The 20,064-nt window shown below is 59.3% G+C and carries 16 protein-coding genes, 2 tRNA genes and 3 rRNA genes; 12 read left to right on the forward strand and 9 right to left on the reverse strand.

What is annotated here, in order from left to right; translation table 11 throughout:
• Positions 1–28 precede the first annotated feature (28 nt).
• Positions 29–976 (reverse strand): DMT family transporter, encoded by a 948-nt coding sequence (locus LOY54_RS09215; RefSeq protein ID WP_045202057.1) that lies wholly within the window; start codon positions 974–976, stop codon positions 29–31.
• Between the two features lie 84 nt (positions 977–1,060).
• Here LOY54_RS09215 and LOY54_RS09220 point away from each other — a divergent pair, with 84 nt between their 5' ends.
• Positions 1,061–1,624 (forward strand): helix-turn-helix domain-containing protein, encoded by a 564-nt coding sequence (locus tag LOY54_RS09220; protein ID WP_093385117.1) that lies wholly within the window; start codon positions 1,061–1,063, stop codon positions 1,622–1,624.
• A 21-nt stretch (positions 1,625–1,645) separates the two neighbouring features.
• Here LOY54_RS09220 and LOY54_RS09225 read toward each other — a convergent pair whose 3' ends face one another.
• Entirely contained in the window at positions 1,646–2,203 is a 558-nt protein-coding gene (locus tag LOY54_RS09225; RefSeq protein ID WP_258610203.1) for a cysteine hydrolase family protein, read from the reverse strand.
• A 107-nt stretch (positions 2,204–2,310) separates the two neighbouring features.
• Between LOY54_RS09225 and LOY54_RS09230 the strand changes: the two genes are divergently transcribed.
• Both LOY54_RS09230 and LOY54_RS09235 read left to right on the forward strand, forming a co-directional pair.
• Positions 2,311–3,291, forward strand: coding sequence for a GlxA family transcriptional regulator (locus tag LOY54_RS09230; protein WP_258610204.1), 981 nt, complete (start codon positions 2,311–2,313; stop codon positions 3,289–3,291).
• 78 nt (positions 3,292–3,369) lie between these two features.
• Positions 3,370–4,794, forward strand: a complete 1,425-nt coding sequence (locus LOY54_RS09235) for an FAD/NAD(P)-binding protein (protein ID WP_258610205.1) — start codon at positions 3,370–3,372, stop codon at positions 4,792–4,794.
• Here the strand turns inward: LOY54_RS09235 and soxR are convergent.
• Entirely contained in the window at positions 4,791–5,255 is a 465-nt protein-coding gene (gene soxR, locus LOY54_RS09240) for a redox-sensitive transcriptional activator SoxR (protein WP_093385099.1), read from the reverse strand. The two genes, LOY54_RS09235 and soxR, sit on opposite strands and share 4 nt — an antisense overlap.
• Before the next feature lie 88 nt (positions 5,256–5,343).
• On the opposite strand from soxR, the gene LOY54_RS09245 reads away from it, so the two are divergent.
• Complete coding sequence (locus tag LOY54_RS09245) at positions 5,344–5,721, forward strand: antibiotic biosynthesis monooxygenase (protein ID WP_093385094.1); 378 nt, start codon at positions 5,344–5,346, stop codon at positions 5,719–5,721.
• Here LOY54_RS09245 and LOY54_RS09250 read toward each other — a convergent pair.
• Together LOY54_RS09250 and LOY54_RS09255 are read right to left on the reverse strand one after the other, a co-directional pair.
• The gene (locus tag LOY54_RS09250; protein WP_045202044.1) at positions 5,704–6,474 is read right to left on the reverse strand and encodes a S9 family peptidase; all 771 of its coding nucleotides are present in this window, start codon (positions 6,472–6,474) and stop codon (positions 5,704–5,706) included. The two genes, LOY54_RS09245 and LOY54_RS09250, sit on opposite strands and share 18 nt — an antisense overlap.
• Positions 6,461–7,570, reverse strand: coding sequence for a DUF3182 family protein (locus LOY54_RS09255; protein ID WP_258610206.1), 1,110 nt, complete (start codon positions 7,568–7,570; stop codon positions 6,461–6,463). Before LOY54_RS09255 ends, LOY54_RS09250 begins: the two co-directional genes overlap by 14 nt.
• Positions 7,571–7,789: 219 nt before the next feature.
• Here LOY54_RS09255 and LOY54_RS09260 point away from each other — a divergent pair, with 219 nt between their 5' ends.
• Both LOY54_RS09260 and LOY54_RS09265 read left to right on the forward strand, forming a co-directional pair.
• Entirely contained in the window at positions 7,790–8,950 is a 1,161-nt protein-coding gene (locus tag LOY54_RS09260) for a cysteine desulfurase family protein (RefSeq protein ID WP_258610207.1), read from the forward strand.
• Positions 8,951–9,006: 56 nt separating this feature from the next.
• Positions 9,007–10,818, forward strand: a complete 1,812-nt coding sequence (locus LOY54_RS09265) for an aminopeptidase P family protein (protein ID WP_258610208.1) — start codon at positions 9,007–9,009, stop codon at positions 10,816–10,818.
• Positions 10,819–10,877: 59 nt separating this feature from the next.
• Here LOY54_RS09265 and LOY54_RS09270 read toward each other — a convergent pair whose 3' ends face one another.
• Both LOY54_RS09270 and rhtA read right to left on the reverse strand, forming a co-directional pair.
• The gene (locus tag LOY54_RS09270; protein WP_045202036.1) at positions 10,878–11,159 is read right to left on the reverse strand and encodes a hypothetical protein; all 282 of its coding nucleotides are present in this window, start codon (positions 11,157–11,159) and stop codon (positions 10,878–10,880) included.
• A 184-nt stretch (positions 11,160–11,343) separates the two neighbouring features.
• A complete protein-coding gene (gene rhtA / locus LOY54_RS09275; RefSeq protein ID WP_045202035.1) occupies positions 11,344–12,231 on the reverse strand; it encodes a threonine/homoserine exporter RhtA in 888 nt (295 codons plus the stop codon).
• 597 nt (positions 12,232–12,828) lie between these two features.
• Between rhtA and LOY54_RS09280 the strand changes: the two genes are divergently transcribed.
• The 5 genes from LOY54_RS09280 to rrf all read left to right on the forward strand — a co-directional run bounded on the left by LOY54_RS09280 (position 12,829) and on the right by rrf (position 17,975).
• Positions 12,829–14,365: ribosomal RNA gene (locus LOY54_RS09280) — 16S ribosomal RNA — on the forward strand.
• Between the two features lie 85 nt (positions 14,366–14,450).
• A tRNA-Ile gene (locus tag LOY54_RS09285) sits at positions 14,451–14,527 on the forward strand.
• A 10-nt stretch (positions 14,528–14,537) separates the two neighbouring features.
• Positions 14,538–14,613, forward strand: a tRNA-Ala gene (locus LOY54_RS09290).
• A gap of 221 nt (positions 14,614–14,834) precedes the next feature.
• Positions 14,835–17,724, forward strand: a 23S ribosomal RNA gene (locus LOY54_RS09295).
• A 135-nt stretch (positions 17,725–17,859) separates the two neighbouring features.
• A 5S ribosomal RNA gene (rrf, locus tag LOY54_RS09300) occupies positions 17,860–17,975 on the forward strand.
• The 16S, 23S and 5S rRNA genes sit together here with 2 tRNA genes alongside, the layout of an rRNA operon.
• 122 nt (positions 17,976–18,097) lie before the next feature.
• On the opposite strand, the gene queD is transcribed toward rrf, so the two are convergent.
• Entirely contained in the window at positions 18,098–18,454 is a 357-nt protein-coding gene (gene queD, locus LOY54_RS09305; protein ID WP_010226613.1) for a 6-carboxytetrahydropterin synthase QueD, read from the reverse strand.
• Between the two features lie 49 nt (positions 18,455–18,503).
• On the reverse strand, positions 18,504–19,586 hold the full coding sequence (locus LOY54_RS09310; RefSeq protein ID WP_258610209.1) for a patatin-like phospholipase family protein: 1,083 nt from the start codon (positions 19,584–19,586) through the stop codon (positions 18,504–18,506).
• A gap of 159 nt (positions 19,587–19,745) precedes the next feature.
• Here LOY54_RS09310 and LOY54_RS09315 point away from each other — a divergent pair, with 159 nt between their 5' ends.
• Positions 19,746–20,054: a PepSY domain-containing protein gene (locus LOY54_RS09315; RefSeq protein ID WP_045201338.1), complete on the forward strand. Its 309-nt coding sequence runs from the start codon at positions 19,746–19,748 to the stop codon at positions 20,052–20,054.
• Positions 20,055–20,064: the final 10 nt, after the last annotated feature.

Genomic DNA, 20,064 nt, shown 5'->3' on the forward strand with positions numbered 1-20,064 from the left:
TTTTCAAAGGATAGTCTGCATTTGTCGATCACAGACCCGGTTCGCGTTCTTCGGCGTGGGCCTCGAGAGTCGTCTGCTCTTGGTTACGGCGGCGAAACTTCAGCTCGCTGACCACCACGGCGACGACGATCAGCAAACCGCCAAGCAGGGCCACGCCTGGCAGGCGCTCGCCGGCAATGCGCCCGACGATGCCGGCCCACACCGGTTCACCGGCATAAATCAGCGTGGCACGGGTTGGCGAGACCGATTTCTGTGCCCAGTTCATCGCCACCTGGATCACCGCGCTCATCGCCCCCAGGCCCACGGCGCTGAGCAGCAACAGCCAGGAGAAGTCCGGCAGGCGCTCCTGGGTCGGTACCACCATCATGAACGACAGCGCCGAGGCGGTGGCCAGTTGCACGACGGTTACCCGGCGTACATCCACCTGGCCGGCGTAGCGACTGATCAGGATGATTTCTGCGGCAATGGCTACGGCGCTGACCAGGGTGGCGATTTCCCCCGGACTGAACTGCAGCGAACCACCACCGGGGCCTGCCAGCAGCATCAGGCCGGCAAACGCCAGGCAGATACCCAGGCTTGGCATCAGGCCCGGGCGGCGGCCCAGCACCAGCCATTGCAGCAAGGGCACGAAGGGTACGTAAAGGGCGGTGATGAATGCCGACTGGCTGCTGCTGATGGTTTGCAGGCCAACGGTCTGCAGGCCGTAGCCAAGCATGATCGATACACCGATCAACACCCCGGCCTTGAGTTCGGTAGCGGTCAGGCCCGGCAGCGAGCGGGCCGTTACCAGACCGACGAACAAGGCCGCGGCGGCAAAGCGCAAACCGACGAAGAACATCGGCCCGCTGACCGTCATCACGTTATGCACCAGCAAAAAGGTGCCGCCCCAGAGCATAGTGATAAACACCAGCACCAGTTCGGCCTTGCTCAGCCGGAAGGAAACGGAAGGGCGTTCAGCGGGGTTCGTTGGGGTCATGGCCTTGCACACGGAAGAGGGTCGACGCACAATTGCGGCGAAAGTGGGCAGTATACTGCGCAACCCCTATTGATGAGCAATATAGTGCACAAAGATTCCCCTCAACGCGCCTCGGTGCTTCAGCATGTCAGCCAGAACATTCGTCGCCTGCGCCATGCTGCCCAGTTGAGCCAGAGTGCCCTGGCGCAAAAGTCCGGGGTCAGCCGGCGCATGCTGGTGGCCATCGAGGCCGGCGAAAAGAATGTCAGTCTGACTACTCTGGATCTGATCGCCGAAGCCCTGCAAGTTGCCTTCAGTGACTTGATCAAGGCGCCGGATAACCGCGACCCGAGCCGCATCAACGAACTGGCCTGGGCCGGTGTGCATCCCGGCAGCAAGGCCGTGCTGCTGGCAAGCTCCGCCGCCACCCGGGAGGTCGAACTCTGGGAGTGGCGCCTGGAACCCGGTGAGGTCTACCCCTGCGAGCCCGATGCCGATGGCTGGAGCGAGCAGTTGTTTGTGTTCGAAGGCTGCCTGACCCTGGAGGTCGAAGGGCAGCAACAGCGGCTCAATGCTGGCGAGTTCTTCACCTTTGCCAGCAATCGCCGCTATGCCTATCGCAATGACGGCGAGGTGGCGACCCGCTTCGTGCGCAATGTGGTGATCTGAGCCCGCGGCGGGTCACGGCACTCAGCGCTTGGTGTCGGTCAGGTAGTGCTCGGTGGAAATCACCTGGGCGTAGGCGAAGGCCAGCGATGCCATAAAGGCTGCATGCACCTGCGCCGCCGGCACGGTGATACCGTTGAACTCCAGGGCGCGGGTCGCGCAGGCATCGTGAACCACGGTGACGCCATAGCCGTAGTCGGCCGCCGCGCGGCTGACGGCATCGATGCACATGTGGCTCATGCTGCCGATCACCGTGACCTTGCTGACGTTCTGCTCATCCAGCAACTGCTTGAGCCCGGTACCCAGGAACGAATTGACCTTGTGCTTGAGCAGCACCGGCTCGCCTGCGCGGTTGGCGGCCTTGGGGTGAATCTGCGCACCTTGCGAGCCCGGGGTGAAGAACGGCGCGTCTTCGGACTCGAACTCGTGGCGTACATGCACCACCAGGTCGCCGCGGGCGCGGGCGGCCTCAAGGATGCTGGCGGCGTTGTCGGCTGCCGCATCGGCACCATCCAGAGTCCATTTGCCGCCGGGGAAGTAATCGTTCTGGATATCGATGACGATCAGTGCCTGCTTGCTCATGTCAAAAGCCTCGTGTTGGGGAGTGGTTGTGGCGTGTTGATAGTTATAGGCTTGGACGATGCGCTTGCGGATTGGCGCGAACGACAAATTGGCGGGAAAAACTGACAATGGCAGCGGCGCAGGACACTCTGGAAATTGGCGTGCTGGTTTATCCCGGCGCGCAACTGGCCGCCGTGCATGGCCTGACCGATCTGTTTGCCGTGGCCAACCGCCTGCGCCTGGAGTTGGGGGCGCTGGAGCGGCCCGCATTGCGCGTCAGCCATTGGAGCGAGGGGCCTGATCAGCAACTGCAGGTAACCTTCGACACGCACCCAGGCAGCCTGCACCCGCTGCGGGCCATGATCATCCCGCCGAGCCTGAACCAGGCGCCCTCGCCCGAACTGCTCGATCGCTACTGTGCCAGCCTGCGTCAATGGCATGCGGACGGCGCGTTGCTGGTGTCGGTTTGCGTCGGGGTGTTCTTCATCGCCGCCAGCGGCCTGCTGGACGGGCGCCCGGCGACCACCCACTGGAATTTCGCGCAATCACTGGCCGAGCGCTTTGCGCAGGTGCAGGTCGAAGCCAACCTGCCGCTGCTCGATGACGGCGACATCATCACCTCGGCCGGGTTGATGGCCTGGACCGATCTGGGCCTGAAACTGGTCGAGCGTTTCCTGGGCGAAACCCTGGCGGCGGAGACTGCGCGGTTCCTGGCGGTCGAACGGGTCAGCGGCGGGCAGCCCCCCGGCAGCGTCTTCAGCCCTCGGCTGGACCACGGCGATGAGGCGGTGCTCAAGGTCCAGCACTGGTTGCAGGGCAGTGGTGCGCGTGAGGTGTCGCTGGCGGCCATGGCCGCGTGTGCCGGCCTTGAGCAGCGCACTTTCCTGCGCCGCTTTCGCAACGCCACGGGCCTTAAACCCACCGAGTACTGCCAGCAGGTCAGGGTCGGGCGGGCTTGCCGCATGCTTGAGTTCACCAACCGCTCAATCGACCAGATTGCCTGGGGTGTCGGCTATCAGGACCCGGGCGCGTTTCGCAAAGTGTTCTTCAAGGTCACCGGCCTTGCCCCCAGCGACTACCGGCGCCGACTCACCGCTGTGGTGGCTTGATCCTACTTTGGTACAGGCCGGGCTGCGCACCTGGCGTTTTGTTGCCTATTATCCGTTGCAAACAAGACGGAGAACGCCATGAGCGCCCCTGAACACCCCAACAACCCTGCGGCTGATGTGCTGATCATTGGCGGTGGCTTGAGCGCAGCGCTGCTCGCGGCGCAGTTGCTGCGCCAAGCTGGCCAGCGCCGTGTACTGGTCGTCGAGCCACGCGATGAACTGGGGCGCGGCGAAGCCTACAGCGCCACGCACCTGGGGCACACCCTCAACGGCAATGCCGCGCGCATGAGTGTCGACCCGGACAACGCCGATGACCTGAGCCAGTGGCTGGACCAGCACATTGCTGCCGGAGGCTGGCCAGAGTCGGCCGCGCAAGGGGTACCGGTGACGGAGCTGTTTGCGCCTCGCGGGCTGTTTGGCGTGTATGTCCGTCAGCGCCTGGCCGAGGCGCAGGCGGTGGGTGCGCAGCAGGGCTCGTGGCTTGAGCATGTTCAGGCCGAGGCGCTGGACCTGGCGGTTGATGAACTGGGGCTCAGCGTAAGCCTGGCCGACGGTCGGACCTTGCGCGCCAGCCGGGCCGTCCTGGCCACCGGCATGTTTGCCGCCGCGCGTACTCCCCAGCGCGGCGACAATGCTTTCAACAGCGCCTGTGTGGACCCCTGGGATATCCAGGCCATGCGGTCGATCAACCCGGACGGCCGGGTGGTCATTATCGGTTCCGGGTTGACCATGGTCGACGCCGTGGTGTCGCTGCAGGCAGCCGGCCATCGCGGCCCGATCGAGGTGTTTTCGCGCCACGGCCTGCTACCTCATGTACGTCGTCAACCGCCGGCATGGGAAGATTTTCTCGCTGCGGACCTGTCACTGCGCAGTCCATTGCAACTGCTGCGGGCCTTGCGCAATCAGTGCCGCTTGGCCCAGCAGCAGGGCATCGACTGGCAGGCGCCCCTGGACACCGTGCGCGTGCATATCGGCAGGCTCTGGAGCCAGGCCAGCGAGCGTCACAAGCGCCAGTTCGTGCGCCATGTGCGGCCCTGGTGGGAGAGCCATCATCATCGATCGCCACCGCCGGGAGCGGCATTGCTGGCGCAGTTGATCGAAGCAGGGCGATTGCGGATTCATGCGGCGTCGTTGCAAGGGGTCGAAACCGGCGCCGACCGCCTGCCGGTGGTCAAGCTGCGCTTTCGCGGGCAAACGCAGGTCGAGCGGATCAGCGCCGACGCCCTGATCAATTCCACCGGTATTGAGTACGACTGGCGCAGGGTGGCCCGGCCCTTGCCGCAGAATTTGCTGCAACGCCGGCTGATCCAGCCGGGGCCGCTGGCCCTGGGCATCGCCGCAAACGCCCAGGGCGCGGTGCAGGATGGCGAGGGCCGCTACAGTTCGCAGCTGTTTGCCATGGGCCCGCCGCTGCGCGGGTTGTGGTGGGAGAGCACATCGGTGACCGACGTGGCCTTGCAGGCCAAGGCGCTGGCGCAGCTTCTGGCCGGCACGGGCCGTTAGTCGTCGTGTTCGGCGCCAGGCTCCAGCAGTTGCGGCCCGGGGCCCTGTTCGCCGAGCTGGTCGTCACAGTTGCGCAGCGGGCAGCTTTGCAGCGACATGCAGCCGCAGCCGATGCAGCCGTCGAGCTGGTCGCGCAGCACCATCAGCTTGTCGATGCGCCGGGTCAGGTCCTGGCGCCATTGCTCCGATAGCCGTTGCCAGTCCTTCACGCTCGGTGCACGACCCACCGGCAGCGTTTGCAACGCGGCATGAATGGTGGCCAAGGGAATACCCAGGCGTTGCGCCATCTTGATCACCGCCACCCGACGCAGGGTTTCGCGCGGGTAGCGGCGCTGGTTGCCGGCGCTGCGGGTGCTGTAGATCAGGCCTTTGCTTTCGTAGAAATGCAGGGCGGTCACGGCCACGCCGCTGCGCGCCGACAGTTGGCCGACGCTGAGGGCGCTCTGGGCGGTATCGGGCATGACAGGATTTCTCTTGACCTCTAGTTAACTCGAGGTTTTACTCTGCCTGCCATCGCACCGCAAGTGCAAAGGCAGAGGGAGTAGCTTCATGCTGGTTTCAGACAACAGCCTGTGTTTTACCCAGATGATCGAGTTCGAGGTGGCGCCGGATCGTCAACACGCGCTGGCCCAGGCGCTGGTGCTGCGCAGCGAGTACCTTGCCGTGCAGCACAACGGCCTGGTCGCTGCCAGTATCCAGGCCAGCGATGATGGCAGCCGGGTATTGCAATACCTGCAGTGGCGGTCACGTACTGCCTGGGAGGCTGCTGTCAGCAGTTTCGAGCAGGAGCCGTTCCTGCAACTGATTCGCCAGCACCAGGCCAGAAGCGTGAACTTCAATGCCTTCCAGACCCTCAGCAGCCTGGCGCGTACAGCCGAGCACGGGCTGCACTGCCAACTGCCTATGGACTCAGGAGTACCAGGGTGAATGATGCGGGTAGCGGTCAAGTCGCGCGCCAATGACCATTTCGCTGATCCAGGCACTGAGAATAGAGCTGTAGGCCTTCTGGCTGCGGTCGCTGGACAGCGCGTGGTCGGCGCCGTCGACGATCCGGTGGGTCAGCGAATGGGCACTGACGAAGGCTGAGCGGTAACTCATCAAGGTGCTGTGTGGCACGAAGTCGTCCTGTTCCGACTCCACCAGCAGCACATCGCCGGCAAACTCGGCGCAGGCGCCCAGTGCACGGTTGTCTGCCGGCGCGAGCGGGCGCTGACGGTAGTCGCTCAGACGCTGGCGGTCGAGGGCTTGTTTGGGCAGCTTCCATTCCTCATCCCAGTACAGCGCCGGCACCCGTAATGCCAGCCATTTGACCGGGCGCAAGGCTGTAAGCAAGGTCGCCAGGTAGCCGCCGTAGCTGCTGCCGATCAGGGCGATGGCGCTGCTGTCGACTGCCGGATGACTGACCAGCCGATCGTAGGCGCCAACCAGGTCAGCGAGGTTCTGCTCGCGGGTAACGCTCAGGCGCTGGCTTTCGGTCTTCTCGTGGCCACGCAGGTCGAAGGTCATGCACACGCAGCCAAGGCCGGTGATCTGCTTGGCCCTGGCCAGGTCGCGTTGCTGGCTGCCACCCCAGCCGTGCACAAAGAGGATGGCGGGCACCTTGGCACTGGGGCTGACGATGGTTCCGGCGATGCTCTCGCCATCGACCGGAATCTCGATCGCTTCGCTATGGATGGTCATAGTCGCGGATCCGTGCGTATTTGCAGACTCGTCCGAGTTCACTGTCGTCCCCCTGATAGAAAATCGTCGCATCGGCGGGCAGCTCAGGCGCGTCGAAGGCTTCATGGGTGGAGGCGCGCACGCGCATCAGCGCCGGGTCAGCGGCAAACGCCTGCAGCGCCAGTACCTCGGCACTGCTGGCACCCCCGATGCGCCAGGATTGTTCGAGCACGCCGCTGCGCAGCTTGCCCTGGCTGTTAAGGCCGCGTGCCACGTCATAGTTGCGCCGTGAGGCAATAAACCCAGGGAAGCTCTGCAGCGCGGCCTGTTCGTAGGTCCTGGCCTGGGTAATGGCCAGGCGCAGGTGATCTTCCAGTTGCAGTTGCAGCAGGTCGTCGTAGTCACCGCGCACCAGCACCAGGTCCGACCCGCCGTAGATCTCCTCGCCCTGATGGTCGCGGGTCAACTGTTGGGTGCCGTAGTAGCTGCAGAGGATGCCGGCGACCAGGGCCTGGCCGACGCTGAAGGTCTGCACCTGGCTGAGGTTCTCCTCCAGGGTCAGGCCCCAGAGGGCTATTTCCTGTTCATCCATGGCGCCCAGTGCCTGCTCCAGGCCTTTCATGTTGTCGATCACGCATTGCCCGCGGCCTGCGGTGGCGCGTACCGGCTTCAGGCGCAGGGGCCCCTCGCGCAACAGCAATTGTGCGGCGCGCAGGGCATCGTCGAGGCTAAAGACGCTGTAGCCACGAAGCAGCGCATCCTGGGCCAGCCGGGCGAAATCATTGCTCCAGCCCAGCGGAAAACGCGCATCGGCCGCAATTGGGTGGGAAATCGCCTTGGTGGCCATAAACGGCTGGCTGACCAGGCCGCCAAACAGATCGGTCGGTGCGCCAATGCCCATTGCCCGATAGCGTTCGGCACCGATCAGGGTTTCAGTGGGCAGGTAGTAGAAGTTCTGTTTTGCCGTCGGCGGCTGGGCAGGGCTGACCACCTCGGTGTGGAACAACTGCGCGAGCCGTTCGGCGAGCTTGAGGTGCACGCTATGTTCGTGTTCGGGTGTACTTTGACGGGTATCCAGCAGCACCACGCCTTGCTTGCGGTCTGTCGATCGGAGCATGGGCAGATCCTCCCTTGCCGGGCTGTACTGAATGTGAAGTCCATGAGTGGCAGAAGTTCAGGGTGAGTGACTGAAGGATGGTTTTTAGGTTATATAAATATGAAAATTGATAATTTATAGTTCTATTGGTGGCTGGTGCACTATGGCGTTGCACTTTCCCTACACGGATTTAGGCAACGTCTGCTTTGCATGGCGACGACAACCAGAGAGCCTGCTGTCATGAACGATCTTCCGCTGTATTTCGACTACGCCGCCACGACACCGGTCGACGAGCGAGTCATCCAGGCCATGGTCAGCTGTCTGGGCGCCTCGGGCAATTTTGGCAATCCGGCTTCCAGCTCCCATTGCTACGGGCAGAACGCGCGCACGGCCGTGGAGAATGCCCGTGCCCAGGTTGCCGGGCTGGTGGGTGCGCAGGCCGGGCAGATCGTCTGGACCTCGGGGGCGACCGAATCGAACAACCTGGCGCTCAAGGGCCTCGCCCAGGGGCGCCAGGGTGGTCACATCATTACCAGCCAGATCGAACACAAGGCGGTGCTCGATACCGTTCGCCAGCTTGAGCAAAACGGATTCGAGCTGACCTTGCTCGCGCCCGACGCCCAGGGCCTGATCACAACCGAAGCGCTGCGCGCAGCCCTGCGCGAAGATACCTTCCTGGTTTCACTGATGCTGGTGAATAACGAGCTGGGGACCGTCAACGATATCCCGGCGCTGGCCGAGGTTGTACGCCAGCATGGCGCCTTGCTGCATGTGGACGCGGCGCAAGGGGCGGGCAAGCTGTCGATCGACCTGGCCCGCTGGCCGGTCGACTTGATGTCCTTTTCCGCGCACAAGGTCTATGGGCCCAAAGGCATTGGTGCCTTGTATGTAGGAGAGCGCGCCAGGCCCTTGCTGCAAGCGCAGATCCACGGCGGCGGGCACGAAGGCGGGCTACGCTCCGGGACGCTGGCAACGCACCAGATCGTCGGCATGGGCGAGGCGTTTGCCGTGGCCCAGGCGCTGCTTGAAGACGAAACCCGGCGCATCGCTCATCTGCAGCAGCGCTTGCTCGATCAGTTGCTGAGCGTGCCCGGGGTGAAGCTCAACGGCAGTGCCGGGCAACGCATCGCGCATACCCTGAGTCTTACCTTCGGCGGTGACGTTCCCGATTTTTCGACGTTGGCCCAGACCTTGGCATTTTCTTCGACCTCAGCCTGCAATTCGGCGAGCAATGCAGCGTCCCACGTGCTTCTTGCGCTGGGGCTCGAGCCGCAGGCCGCGCGCCAGACCCTTCGCCTGAGCCTGGGCCGCTACACCCGGGCAGAAGACATCGACCAGGCAATCCGCGCGATCAAGGCCTCGTTACAATCACAACCCTTCTGGGCGGTTGCCCAGGGCTGAAGCCTGTTCCATTATCAGCGCCTATAACAATGGATGCCGTGGTAGCAGGAGTCAGCATGAACACTCAGTCTTCAACGCAGGAAGCGGTGAATACGCGCCTGGAACGTATTCGTGAAGTGATGCAGCGCGAAGGCGTCGATGCCCTGTTGGTGCCTTCGGCCGACCCGCACCTTTCCGAATACCTGCCCGGTTATTGGCAGGCCAGGCAATGGTTGTCCGGGTTCCATGGCTCGGTCGGCACCTTGATCGTCAGCGCCGACTTCGCCGGCCTGTGGGCGGACAGCCGCTATTGGGAACAGGCAGAAAAGGAACTGGCGGGCACTACCATCGAACTGGTGAAGTTGCTGCCAGGCAAGCCCGGTCCGCTGGACTGGCTGGCCGAGCAGGCCCCTGAAGGCGGCGTGGTTGCGGTCGACGGCGCGGTCATGGCCCTGGCATCTGCACGCCAGCTGGGCGAGCGGCTCAAGGCGCGCAACGTGCGTTTGTTAAGTGATAGGGATCTGCTCGGGCAAATCTGGGCTGACCGCCCGGCGCTGCCGGAAAACCCGGTGTACCAGCACCTGCCGCCCGAAGCCACGGTCAGTCGTGCCGAAAAACTCGCCAACCTGCGTCAGGCCATGGGCGAGCGTGGCGCCGACTGGCACTTCATCGCCACTCTGGACGACATCGCCTGGCTGTTCAACCTGCGCGGCAGTGACGTTTCCTACAATCCAGTGTTCGTCTCCTTTGCCCTGATCAGCAAAGGTCAGGCCACCCTGTTCGTCGCCCTGAACAAGGTCGATGAACATTTGCGTCATGTGCTGGAAGTCGACGGCATCAGTTTGCGCGACTATGCCGAGGTTGCCTCGGCACTGGCCGCGATTCCCGCTGGCGCCAGCCTGCTGATCGACCCGGCGCGAGTTACCAGTGGCCTGTTGGCCAATGCCGCCAATGGTGTTCGCCTGGTAGAAGGGTTGAACCCGACCACGCTGGCCAAGTCGCAGAAAAGCGCAGCCGACCTTGCACATATCCGCAAGGCCATGGAGCAAGATGGCGCGGCGCTGTGCGAATTCTTCGCCTGGTTCGAGGCGGCCCAGGGGCGCGGCGAGCCGATCACCGAGCTGACCGTGGATGAACGGCTCAGTGCTTCGCGCGCACGTCGCCCAGGGTTCGTTTCGCTGAGCTTCTCGACCATCGCCGCCTTCAATGCCAATGGCGCCATGCCGCATTACCGGGCGACCGACGAATCCCACGCGCGCATTGAAGGCGATGGCCTGTTGCTGATCGATTCCGGCGGACAGTACCTGGGCGGGACTACCGACATCACCCGGATGGTGCCGATAGGCAACCCCTCTGTTGAACAAAAACAGGACTGCACCCGGGTACTCAAAGGTGTCATTGCATTGTCCCGTTCGCGTTTCCCTCGCGGCATCCTGTCGCCACTGCTCGATGCCATAGCCCGTGCGCCCATCTGGGCTGAGCAGGTCGACTACGGTCATGGCACAGGGCATGGTGTCGGCTACTTCATGAATGTGCATGAAGGGCCGCAGGTGATTGCCTATCAGGCAGCCGCCGCGCCACAGACCGCCATGCAGGCGGGAATGATCACCTCGATCGAGCCCGGTACCTATCGTCCCGGCGAGTGGGGCGTGCGTATCGAGAACCTGGTGTTCAACCGTGAGGTGGGCAAAAGCGCGTTTGGCGACTTTCTCGAGTTTGAAACCCTGACGCTGTGCCCGATCGATACCCGCTGCCTGCTGACGGAGCGATTGAGTAGTGAGGAGCGTGACTGGCTCAATGGCTATCACGCAGAGGTACGCAAGCGCCTTTCGCCATTGTTGGAGGGGCCTGCGTTGCGTTGGTTGCAGGTTCGTACGGAATCGATCTGATATCTAGACGGCAGTGACAGCAAGGGCAGCCTGTGGGCTGCCCTTGTTTTTTGATCAGCTTACTTGCAGATGACGATCATGCTGCGGCTGGTGTAGCCAGCAGGGTTGAGGCCAAAAGGATAGTCACCGGGCTCGGCATCGCCGTCACCTGAACGGGCAATGACTTTATAGCCTTTGCTGCCGCAGGAGGCTTCGGCCTTGGCGTAGCATTTGTCCCAAGATGAAGACAGGCCAGAGCAGTTGATGTGCAGGCCTTTCTTGCCTCGTTTGACTTCGGTGCTCGCCGTCGCCGCACACCCCGCGATGGCCAAAATGGCTAGGATGAGCAAAATTCGTTTCATTCCTGTCCTTAATGCGTACCGGGTCTACCGCCCGTGTCTAATTTCCGTGCTTCGTCCCTGATGCCTCTTCGCGTCCCTGTCTTGTCAATTAGATATCTTTAAGGTTGACGTTATATGACAGCTTAAAGATGGTGGAAGTCCGGCACAATGACCAGCGTCTATTTAAATGCAAATATTTCTCAAATCAGTCAGCGGCAACCAGCGCCGGGCGTTCCTTGCGCAGTGACAGAGTGGCGCCGACTGAGGCAGTAATGATTGCAGCAATAGCCAGCCATTGCGCTACGGTCAGCACTTCGCCCAGGAACAGCAAGCCTGATAGTGCGCCGAACGCGGGTTCGATACTCATCAAGGTGCCGAAGGTCCGGGCGGGCATGCGTGTCAGGGCGACCATTTCCAGGCTGTAGGGCAGGGCCGTGGAGAGTATCGCCACGCCCAGGGCGATAGGTAGCAGCGAGGGGGTCAACAGCGCACTGCCGGCGTGAGCGATGCCGATGGGGGCGACGAACAGCGCGGCAATCATCACGCCCAGAGCGGCGGTCTGGATGCCGTTCTCGGCACCGGCCTTTTGCCCATATAGAATGTACAGCGCCCAGCACACGCCGGCGCCCAGTGCGTAGCCTGCGCCAACCAGGTCGATGCCGGCGCTGGTCTGGCCGATCGGAATCAACAGCAGCAAACCAATTACCGCCAGGCCGATCCAGAGAAAATCCACGACCCGTCGCGACGCGTACAGGGCGACGGCTAGCGGGCCGGTAAACTCCAAGGCGACGGCAATGCCCAGTGGCACGGTGCGAAGCGACATATAGAAGAGGAAATTCATCCCGCCCAGGGCCATACCGTAGATGATCACGGTGCGCAGGGTGCTGGCACTGAGCCTGGCGCGCCAGGGGCGCAGCAGCAACAACATGATGATGCTGGCAAAGATCAGGCGCAGGGTGGTGGTGCCTTGTGCGCCCACTACCGGGAACATGCTCTTGGCCAGCGAGGCCCCGGACTGGATCGAGGCCATGGCGATCAGCAGCAAGCCAATAGGGAAGAGGGTGGCGGCCAGGCTGCGGGGTTGGCTATTCATTGCGGGAGGGCATTCCTTATATAGGTACTAGCGCGGGCAGACTATGATGCGCAAAGGCCCAAAAATGAGCAATATACTGCTCATTATTCTTTTGTTCGGGGTTTTCTGAATTAACCCTTGACGTCCGATTTAATCTCTCTATAATTCGCCCCACTTCCGGCGCAGTCGGAACTGAAAACTCCTTGAGTTTCAATGAGTTAGCGGTTCCAGGGTCATCCGGAAGGGCTTCGATCGAAAGATCGGCAGCGGTGAAAAAGGCAGTTGACAGCGGTTTGAAACGCTGTAGAATTCGCCTCCCGCTGACGAGAGATCGCAGCGAGTCAAGTGGTTGAAGTGAAACGAAAAACTTCAAAATAAACGCTTGACAGGCTCTGAGGAAAGCGTAGAATGCGCGCCTCGGTTGAGACGAAAAGCTCTTAGCCAACCGCTCTTTAACAACTGAATCAAGCAATTCGTGTGGGTGCTTGTGAGCTCAGACTGATAGTCAAAAAGATTATCAGCATCACAAGTGGCTACACGAAAATCGAAAGATTTGAAAGTAAGTCATTTGAGATTGCTGAGCCAAGTTTAGGGTTTTCTCAAAACCCAAGCAGTATTGAACTGAAGAGTTTGATCATGGCTCAGATTGAACGCTGGCGGCAGGCCTAACACATGCAAGTCGAGCGGATGAGAAGAGCTTGCTCTTCGATTCAGCGGCGGACGGGTGAGTAATACCTAGGAATCTGCCTGGTAGTGGGGGACAACGTTTCGAAAGGAACGCTAATACCGCATACGTCCTACGGGAGAAAGCAGGGGACCTTCGGGCCTTGCGCTATCAGATGAGCCTAGGTCGGATTAGCTAGTTGGTGAGGTAATGGCTCACCAAGGCGACGATCCGTAACTGGTCTGAGAGGATGATCAGTCACACTGGAACTGAGACACGGTCCAGACTCCTACGGGAGGCAGCAGTGGGGAATATTGGACAATGGGCGAAAGCCTGATCCAGCCATGCCGCGTGTGTGAAGAAGGTCTTCGGATTGTAAAGCACTTTAAGTTGGGAGGAAGGGTACTTACCTAATACGTGAGTATTTTGACGTTACCGACAGAATAAGCACCGGCTAACTCTGTGCCAGCAGCCGCGGTAATACAGAGGGTGCAAGCGTTAATCGGAATTACTGGGCGTAAAGCGCGCGTAGGTGGTTTGTTAAGTTGGATGTGAAATCCCCGGGCTCAACCTGGGAACTGCATCCAAAACTGGCAAGCTAGAGTAGGGCAGAGGGTGGTGGAATTTCCTGTGTAGCGGTGAAATGCGTAGATATAGGAAGGAACACCAGTGGCGAAGGCGACCACCTGGGCTCATACTGACACTGAGGTGCGAAAGCGTGGGGAGCAAACAGGATTAGATACCCTGGTAGTCCACGCCGTAAACGATGTCAACTAGCCGTTGGAATCCTTGAGATTTTAGTGGCGCAGCTAACGCATTAAGTTGACCGCCTGGGGAGTACGGCCGCAAGGTTAAAACTCAAATGAATTGACGGGGGCCCGCACAAGCGGTGGAGCATGTGGTTTAATTCGAAGCAACGCGAAGAACCTTACCAGGCCTTGACATGCAGAGAACTTTCCAGAGATGGATTGGTGCCTTCGGGAACTCTGACACAGGTGCTGCATGGCTGTCGTCAGCTCGTGTCGTGAGATGTTGGGTTAAGTCCCGTAACGAGCGCAACCCTTGTCCTTAGTTACCAGCACGTTATGGTGGGCACTCTAAGGAGACTGCCGGTGACAAACCGGAGGAAGGTGGGGATGACGTCAAGTCATCATGGCCCTTACGGCCTGGGCTACACACGTGCTACAATGGTCGGTACAGAGGGTTGCCAAGCCGCGAGGTGGAGCTAATCTCACAAAACCGATCGTAGTCCGGATCGCAGTCTGCAACTCGACTGCGTGAAGTCGGAATCGCTAGTAATCGCGAATCAGAATGTCGCGGTGAATACGTTCCCGGGCCTTGTACACACCGCCCGTCACACCATGGGAGTGGGTTGCACCAGAAGTAGCTAGTCTAACCTTCGGGAGGACGGTTACCACGGTGTGATTCATGACTGGGGTGAAGTCGTAACAAGGTAGCCGTAGGGGAACCTGCGGCTGGATCACCTCCTTAATCGACAGACATCAGCTGTCTTATGAGCTCCCACACGAATTGCTTGATTCATTGAAGAAGACGATATCGGTAACAGCTCTTAACTGGGTCTGTAGCTCAGTTGGTTAGAGCGCACCCCTGATAAGGGTGAGGTCGGCAGTTCGAATCTGCCCAGACCCACCAGTTTCTTGTTGGGGCCATAGCTCAGCTGGGAGAGCGCCTGCCTTGCACGCAGGAGGTCAGCGGTTCGATCCCGCTTGGCTCCACCACCCCTTGCTACCGTGTCAAAGCTTAGAAATGAATATTCGTATCGAATATTGATTTCTGAACTTTTCAGAATCGTTCTTTAAAAATTTGGGTATGTGATAGAAAGATAGACTGGACAGCACTTTCACTGGTGTGTGTTCAGGCTAAGGTAAAATTTGTGAGTAATTACAAGTTTTCGGCGAATGTTGTCTTCACAGTATAACCAGATTGCTTGGGGTTATATGGTCAAGTGAAGAAGCGCATACGGTGGATGCCTTGGCAGTCAGAGGCGATGAAAGACGTGGTAGCCTGCGATAAGCTTCGGGGAGTCGGCAAACAGACTTTGATCCGGAGATCTCTGAATGGGGGAACCCACTCAGCATAAGCTGAGTATCTTGTACTGAATACATAGGTGCAAGAGGCGAACCAGGGGAACTGAAACATCTAAGTACCCTGAGGAAAAGAAATCAACCGAGATTCCCTTAGTAGTGGCGAGCGAACGGGGACTAGCCCTTAAGTGGCTTTGAGATTAGCGGAACGCTCTGGAAAGTGCGGCCATAGTGGGTGATAGCCCTGTACGCGAAAATCTCTTAGTCATGAAATCGAGTAGGACGGAGCACGAGAAACTTTGTCTGAATATGGGGGGACCATCCTCCAAGGCTAAATACTACTGACTGACCGATAGTGAACCAGTACCGTGAGGGAAAGGCGAAAAGAACCCCGGAGAGGGGAGTGAAATAGATCCTGAAACCGTATGCGTACAAGCAGTGGGAGCCTACTTGTTAGGTGACTGCGTACCTTTTGTATAATGGGTCAGCGACTTATATTCAGTGGCGAGCTTAACCGAATAGGGGAGGCGTAGCGAAAGCGAGTCTTAATAGGGCGTTTAGTCGCTGGGTATAGACCCGAAACCGGGCGATCTATCCATGGGCAGGTTGAAGGTTAGGTAACACTGACTGGAGGACCGAACCGACTACCGTTGAAAAGTTAGCGGATGACCTGTGGATCGGAGTGAAAGGCTAATCAAGCTCGGAGATAGCTGGTTCTCCTCGAAAGCTATTTAGGTAGCGCCTCATGTATCACTGTAGGGGGTAGAGCACTGTTTCGGCTAGGGGGTCATCCCGACTTACCAAACCGATGCAAACTCCGAATACCTACAAGTGCCGAGCATGGGAGACACACGGCGGGTGCTAACGTCCGTCGTGAAAAGGGAAACAACCCAGACCGTCAGCTAAGGTCCCAAAGTTATGGTTAAGTGGGAAACGATGTGGGAAGGCTTAGACAGCTAGGAGGTTGGCTTAGAAGCAGCCACCCTTTAAAGAAAGCGTAATAGCTCACTAGTCGAGTCGGCCTGCGCGGAAGATGTAACGGGGCTCAAACCATACACCGAAGCTACGGGTATCACTTAGGTGATGCGGTAGAGGAGCGTTCTGTAAGCCTGTGAAGGTGAGTTGAGAAGCTTGCTGGAGGTATCAGAAGTGCGAATGCTGACATGAGTAACGACAATGGGAGTGAAAAACTCCCACGCCGAAAGACCAAGGTTTCCTGCGCAACGTTAATCGACGCAGGGTTAGTCGGTCCCTAAGGCGAGGCTGAAAAGCGTAGTCGATGGAAAACAGGTTAATATTCCTGTACTTCTGGTTATTGCGATGGAGGGACGGAGAAGGCTAGGCCAGCTTGGCGTTGGTTGTCCAAGTTTAAGGTGGTAGGCTGAGATCTTAGGTAAATCCGGGATCTTAAGGCCGAGAGCTGATGACGAGTTGCCTTTAGGCGACGAAGTGGTTGATGCCATGCTTCCAAGAAAAGCTTCTAAGCTTCAGATAACCAGGAACCGTACCCCAAACCGACACAGGTGGTTGGGTAGAGAATACCAAGGCGCTTGAGAGAACTCGGGTGAAGGAACTAGGCAAAATGGCACCGTAACTTCGGGAGAAGGTGCGCCGGTGAGGGTGAAGGACTTGCTCCGTAAGCCCATGCCGGTCGAAGATACCAGGCCGCTGCGACTGTTTATTAAAAACACAGCACTCTGCAAACACGAAAGTGGACGTATAGGGTGTGACGCCTGCCCGGTGCCGGAAGGTTAATTGATGGGGTTAGCTAACGCGAAGCTCTTGATCGAAGCCCCGGTAAACGGCGGCCGTAACTATAACGGTCCTAAGGTAGCGAAATTCCTTGTCGGGTAAGTTCCGACCTGCACGAATGGCGTAACGATGGCGGCGCTGTCTCCACCCGAGACTCAGTGAAATTGAAATCGCTGTGAAGATGCAGTGTATCCGCGGCTAGACGGAAAGACCCCGTGAACCTTTACTATAGCTTTGCACTGGACTTTGAATTTGCTTGTGTAGGATAGGTGGGAGGCTTTGAAGCGTGGACGCCAGTTCGCGTGGAGCCATCCTTGAAATACCACCCTGGCAACTTTGAGGTTCTAACTCAGGTCCGTTATCCGGATCGAGGACAGTGTATGGTGGGTAGTTTGACTGGGGCGGTCTCCTCCTAAAGAGTAACGGAGGAGTACGAAGGTGCGCTCAGACCGGTCGGAAATCGGTCGTAGAGTATAAAGGCAAAAGCGCGCTTGACTGCGAGACAGACACGTCGAGCAGGTACGAAAGTAGGTCTTAGTGATCCGGTGGTTCTGTATGGAAGGGCCATCGCTCAACGGATAAAAGGTACTCCGGGGATAACAGGCTGATACCGCCCAAGAGTTCATATCGACGGCGGTGTTTGGCACCTCGATGTCGGCTCATCACATCCTGGGGCTGAAGCCGGTCCCAAGGGTATGGCTGTTCGCCATTTAAAGTGGTACGCGAGCTGGGTTTAGAACGTCGTGAGACAGTTCGGTCCCTATCTGCCGTGGACGTTTGAGATTTGAGAGGGGCTGCTCCTAGTACGAGAGGACCGGAGTGGACGAACCTCTGGTGTTCCGGTTGTCACGCCAGTGGCATTGCCGGGTAGCTATGTTCGGAAGAGATAACCGCTGAAAGCATCTAAGCGGGAAACTTGCCTCAAGATGAGATCTCACTGGAGCCTTGAGCTCCCTGAAGGGCCGTCGAAGACTACGACGTTGATAGGTTGGGTGTGTAAGCGCTGTGAGGCGTTGAGCTAACCAATACTAATTGCCCGTGAGGCTTGACCATATAACACCCAAGCAATTTGAGCGAAAGCCAGATTGCGGTGTTGTGAAGACTGCAAAGCCGAGAATTTGTAACTCACAAAACATCACATACCCGATTCGCTGGAGTGTCTAACAAGGCCTTCTGGCAACAGAATTTCTTGACGACCATAGAGCATTGGAACCACCTGATCCCATCCCGAACTCAGCAGTGAAACGATGCATCGCCGATGGTAGTGTGGGGTTTCCCCATGTGAGAGTAGGTCATCGTCAAGATTAAATTCCGAAACCCCTATCTGCGCATGCAGGTAGGGGTTTTGTCTTCAGCGCCCAGCTGGATAAAATGCCGGCCAAAAAAAACCACCCCGCAGGGTGGTTTGTTCGCTTCCTTCGCCGACTCAGTCGCCGTAGTACTCGCAACCACTGGTGCAGGTCTCGTGAATGCGCACCTTGGACAGCTCTGGCAGCAGCGGCTTGACCTGGTCCCAGATCCACTTGGCGATCACTTCGCTGGTCGGATTCTCCAGGCCTGGAATGTCGTTCAGGTAGTTATGGTCCAGTTGTTCGTACAGCGGCTTGAAGATCGCCTTGATCTCGGAGAAGTCGCGGATCCAGCCGGTATGTGGATCGAGCGGGCCGGTCAGGTGCAGGGCAACCTTGAACGAATGGCCATGCAGGCGACCGCACTTGTGCCCTTCAGGCACGTGGGGCAGGCGGTGGGCCGATTCGAACGTAAACTCTTTGAAAATTTCCACGATATCTTGACTCTGTAAACCAATGCTGGCTGCCAGTTTACCAGCATGGTCACTTCAGTGGTTGCAGATGCGCGTGCAGCTTGCCGGTTTCTATCAGTTCAAGCAGCTCGTCGCCCAGTCGCTGGCTTTCAGCCATTGCCTTGTGCCAATAACGCTGACGGCTGCCCGCATCGCCCATGAAGCGCTTGAAGTCGCTACGATCCGGCAGCTTGCCGTAGGGCAGGCTGGCCAGGTACTGCGGCGAAGGCGCAAGCAGCAGCACATTGCGCAAGCGCTGGGTATCCCCACGGCGCCACGGCAGGGCCTTGTCGAACCAGCCGGGGATGACCTTGTCGGTGAAGTGCGGATAGAGCACCAGGTCATCGCCGGCAAAAGGCAGGTCAAGGTGATAGTCCAGCAAGCCACCATCTCGATAGGTCCCCTGACCGACACCCGGAATATCGCGTACGCCTTGCATGACCATCGGGATCGACCCCGAGGCCAGCAGGCCGTGGCGCAAATTGGCAACATCCAGTGGCAGGCAGCGCGAGGGGAAGTCCGTCAGTGGCTGCAATGGCGGAGCGCTGCGGGCGTCGTGCAAGATGATTCGCTCGAAGTGCCGCGACAGGCGTGCACGGCCAATCAGGTTGTCAGCGATGACCGATGACAGGCCCATGCCCAGGCGCCCGCGATGATCGTCAGCAAGCAGGCCATGGCTTTTGACCACCATGATGTTCAGGCGGTAGCCCGGGCTTGCGAGTACCTGTGCGTCGCGGTTTTCGAGCAGTTCATCGAGCATGCGCTCGCAGCTGCGGCTGACTTCGGCCTGGGTCACGCCCTTGGCAAAGTCCTGTTCGGTGTACAGCTGGCCCAGGCGCTGCAGGGCCTGGGCGGGGTTGGGCAAGCAGGCGCTGGCAAAGCGCCAGGAGCCGATGGATGCGCCGATCAACGCCCGCTCACGAGGTGCGCTGGGCAACCAATGGCCGAACAACGCCAGGTCCAGGCCTTGTATGCCGAGGGCCTTGGGCCCCCCAGCTGCACCCGGCAGCACACCCACATCGGCAGCCTGTAATCCACGCTCGCGGATGCGCTGCAAGGCGCGATTGCCGGCCTTGAGCGTCAGCGCCGGGTACTTGATATGGATTGCACTCATACGGGCCTCGCTGTCTTGAGCCGGTAATTATAAAGAACAGCGCTCCGGAAGTGGGGCAGGGCTGCGCTATCATGTCGCCAGTTGTTTTCAGCTTCAATTAAGTTCGGTTGGGTACTCTAGGCCCCGTAGAAACATTTTTGATCTCAACGGAGAGACACCATGAAAACTTTGACTGCCCTGTTCGCCACTGCTGCCCTTGCCCTGAGCGCCAACGTTGCACTGGCTAAAGACATTCCGACCAATGAAGTGGTCAAGCTGGTTCAGGCCAAGACCATCATGTCCCTGGACGACTTGAACGCCAAGGCGCTGGCCAAGCACCCAGGCGCTACCATCAAGGATTCCGAACTGGAGGACGTCTACGGCCGCTATGTCTACAAAGTCGAGCTGCGTGACGCCCAGAACGTCGAATGGGACGTTGATCTTGATGCCAAGACCGGTGAAGTCCTCAAGGACGCCCAGGACACCTGATGAGCCCTTG

It is taken from the genome of Pseudomonas sp. B21-032, assembly GCF_024748965.1.
Taxonomy (GTDB): domain Bacteria; phylum Pseudomonadota; class Gammaproteobacteria; order Pseudomonadales; family Pseudomonadaceae; genus Aquipseudomonas.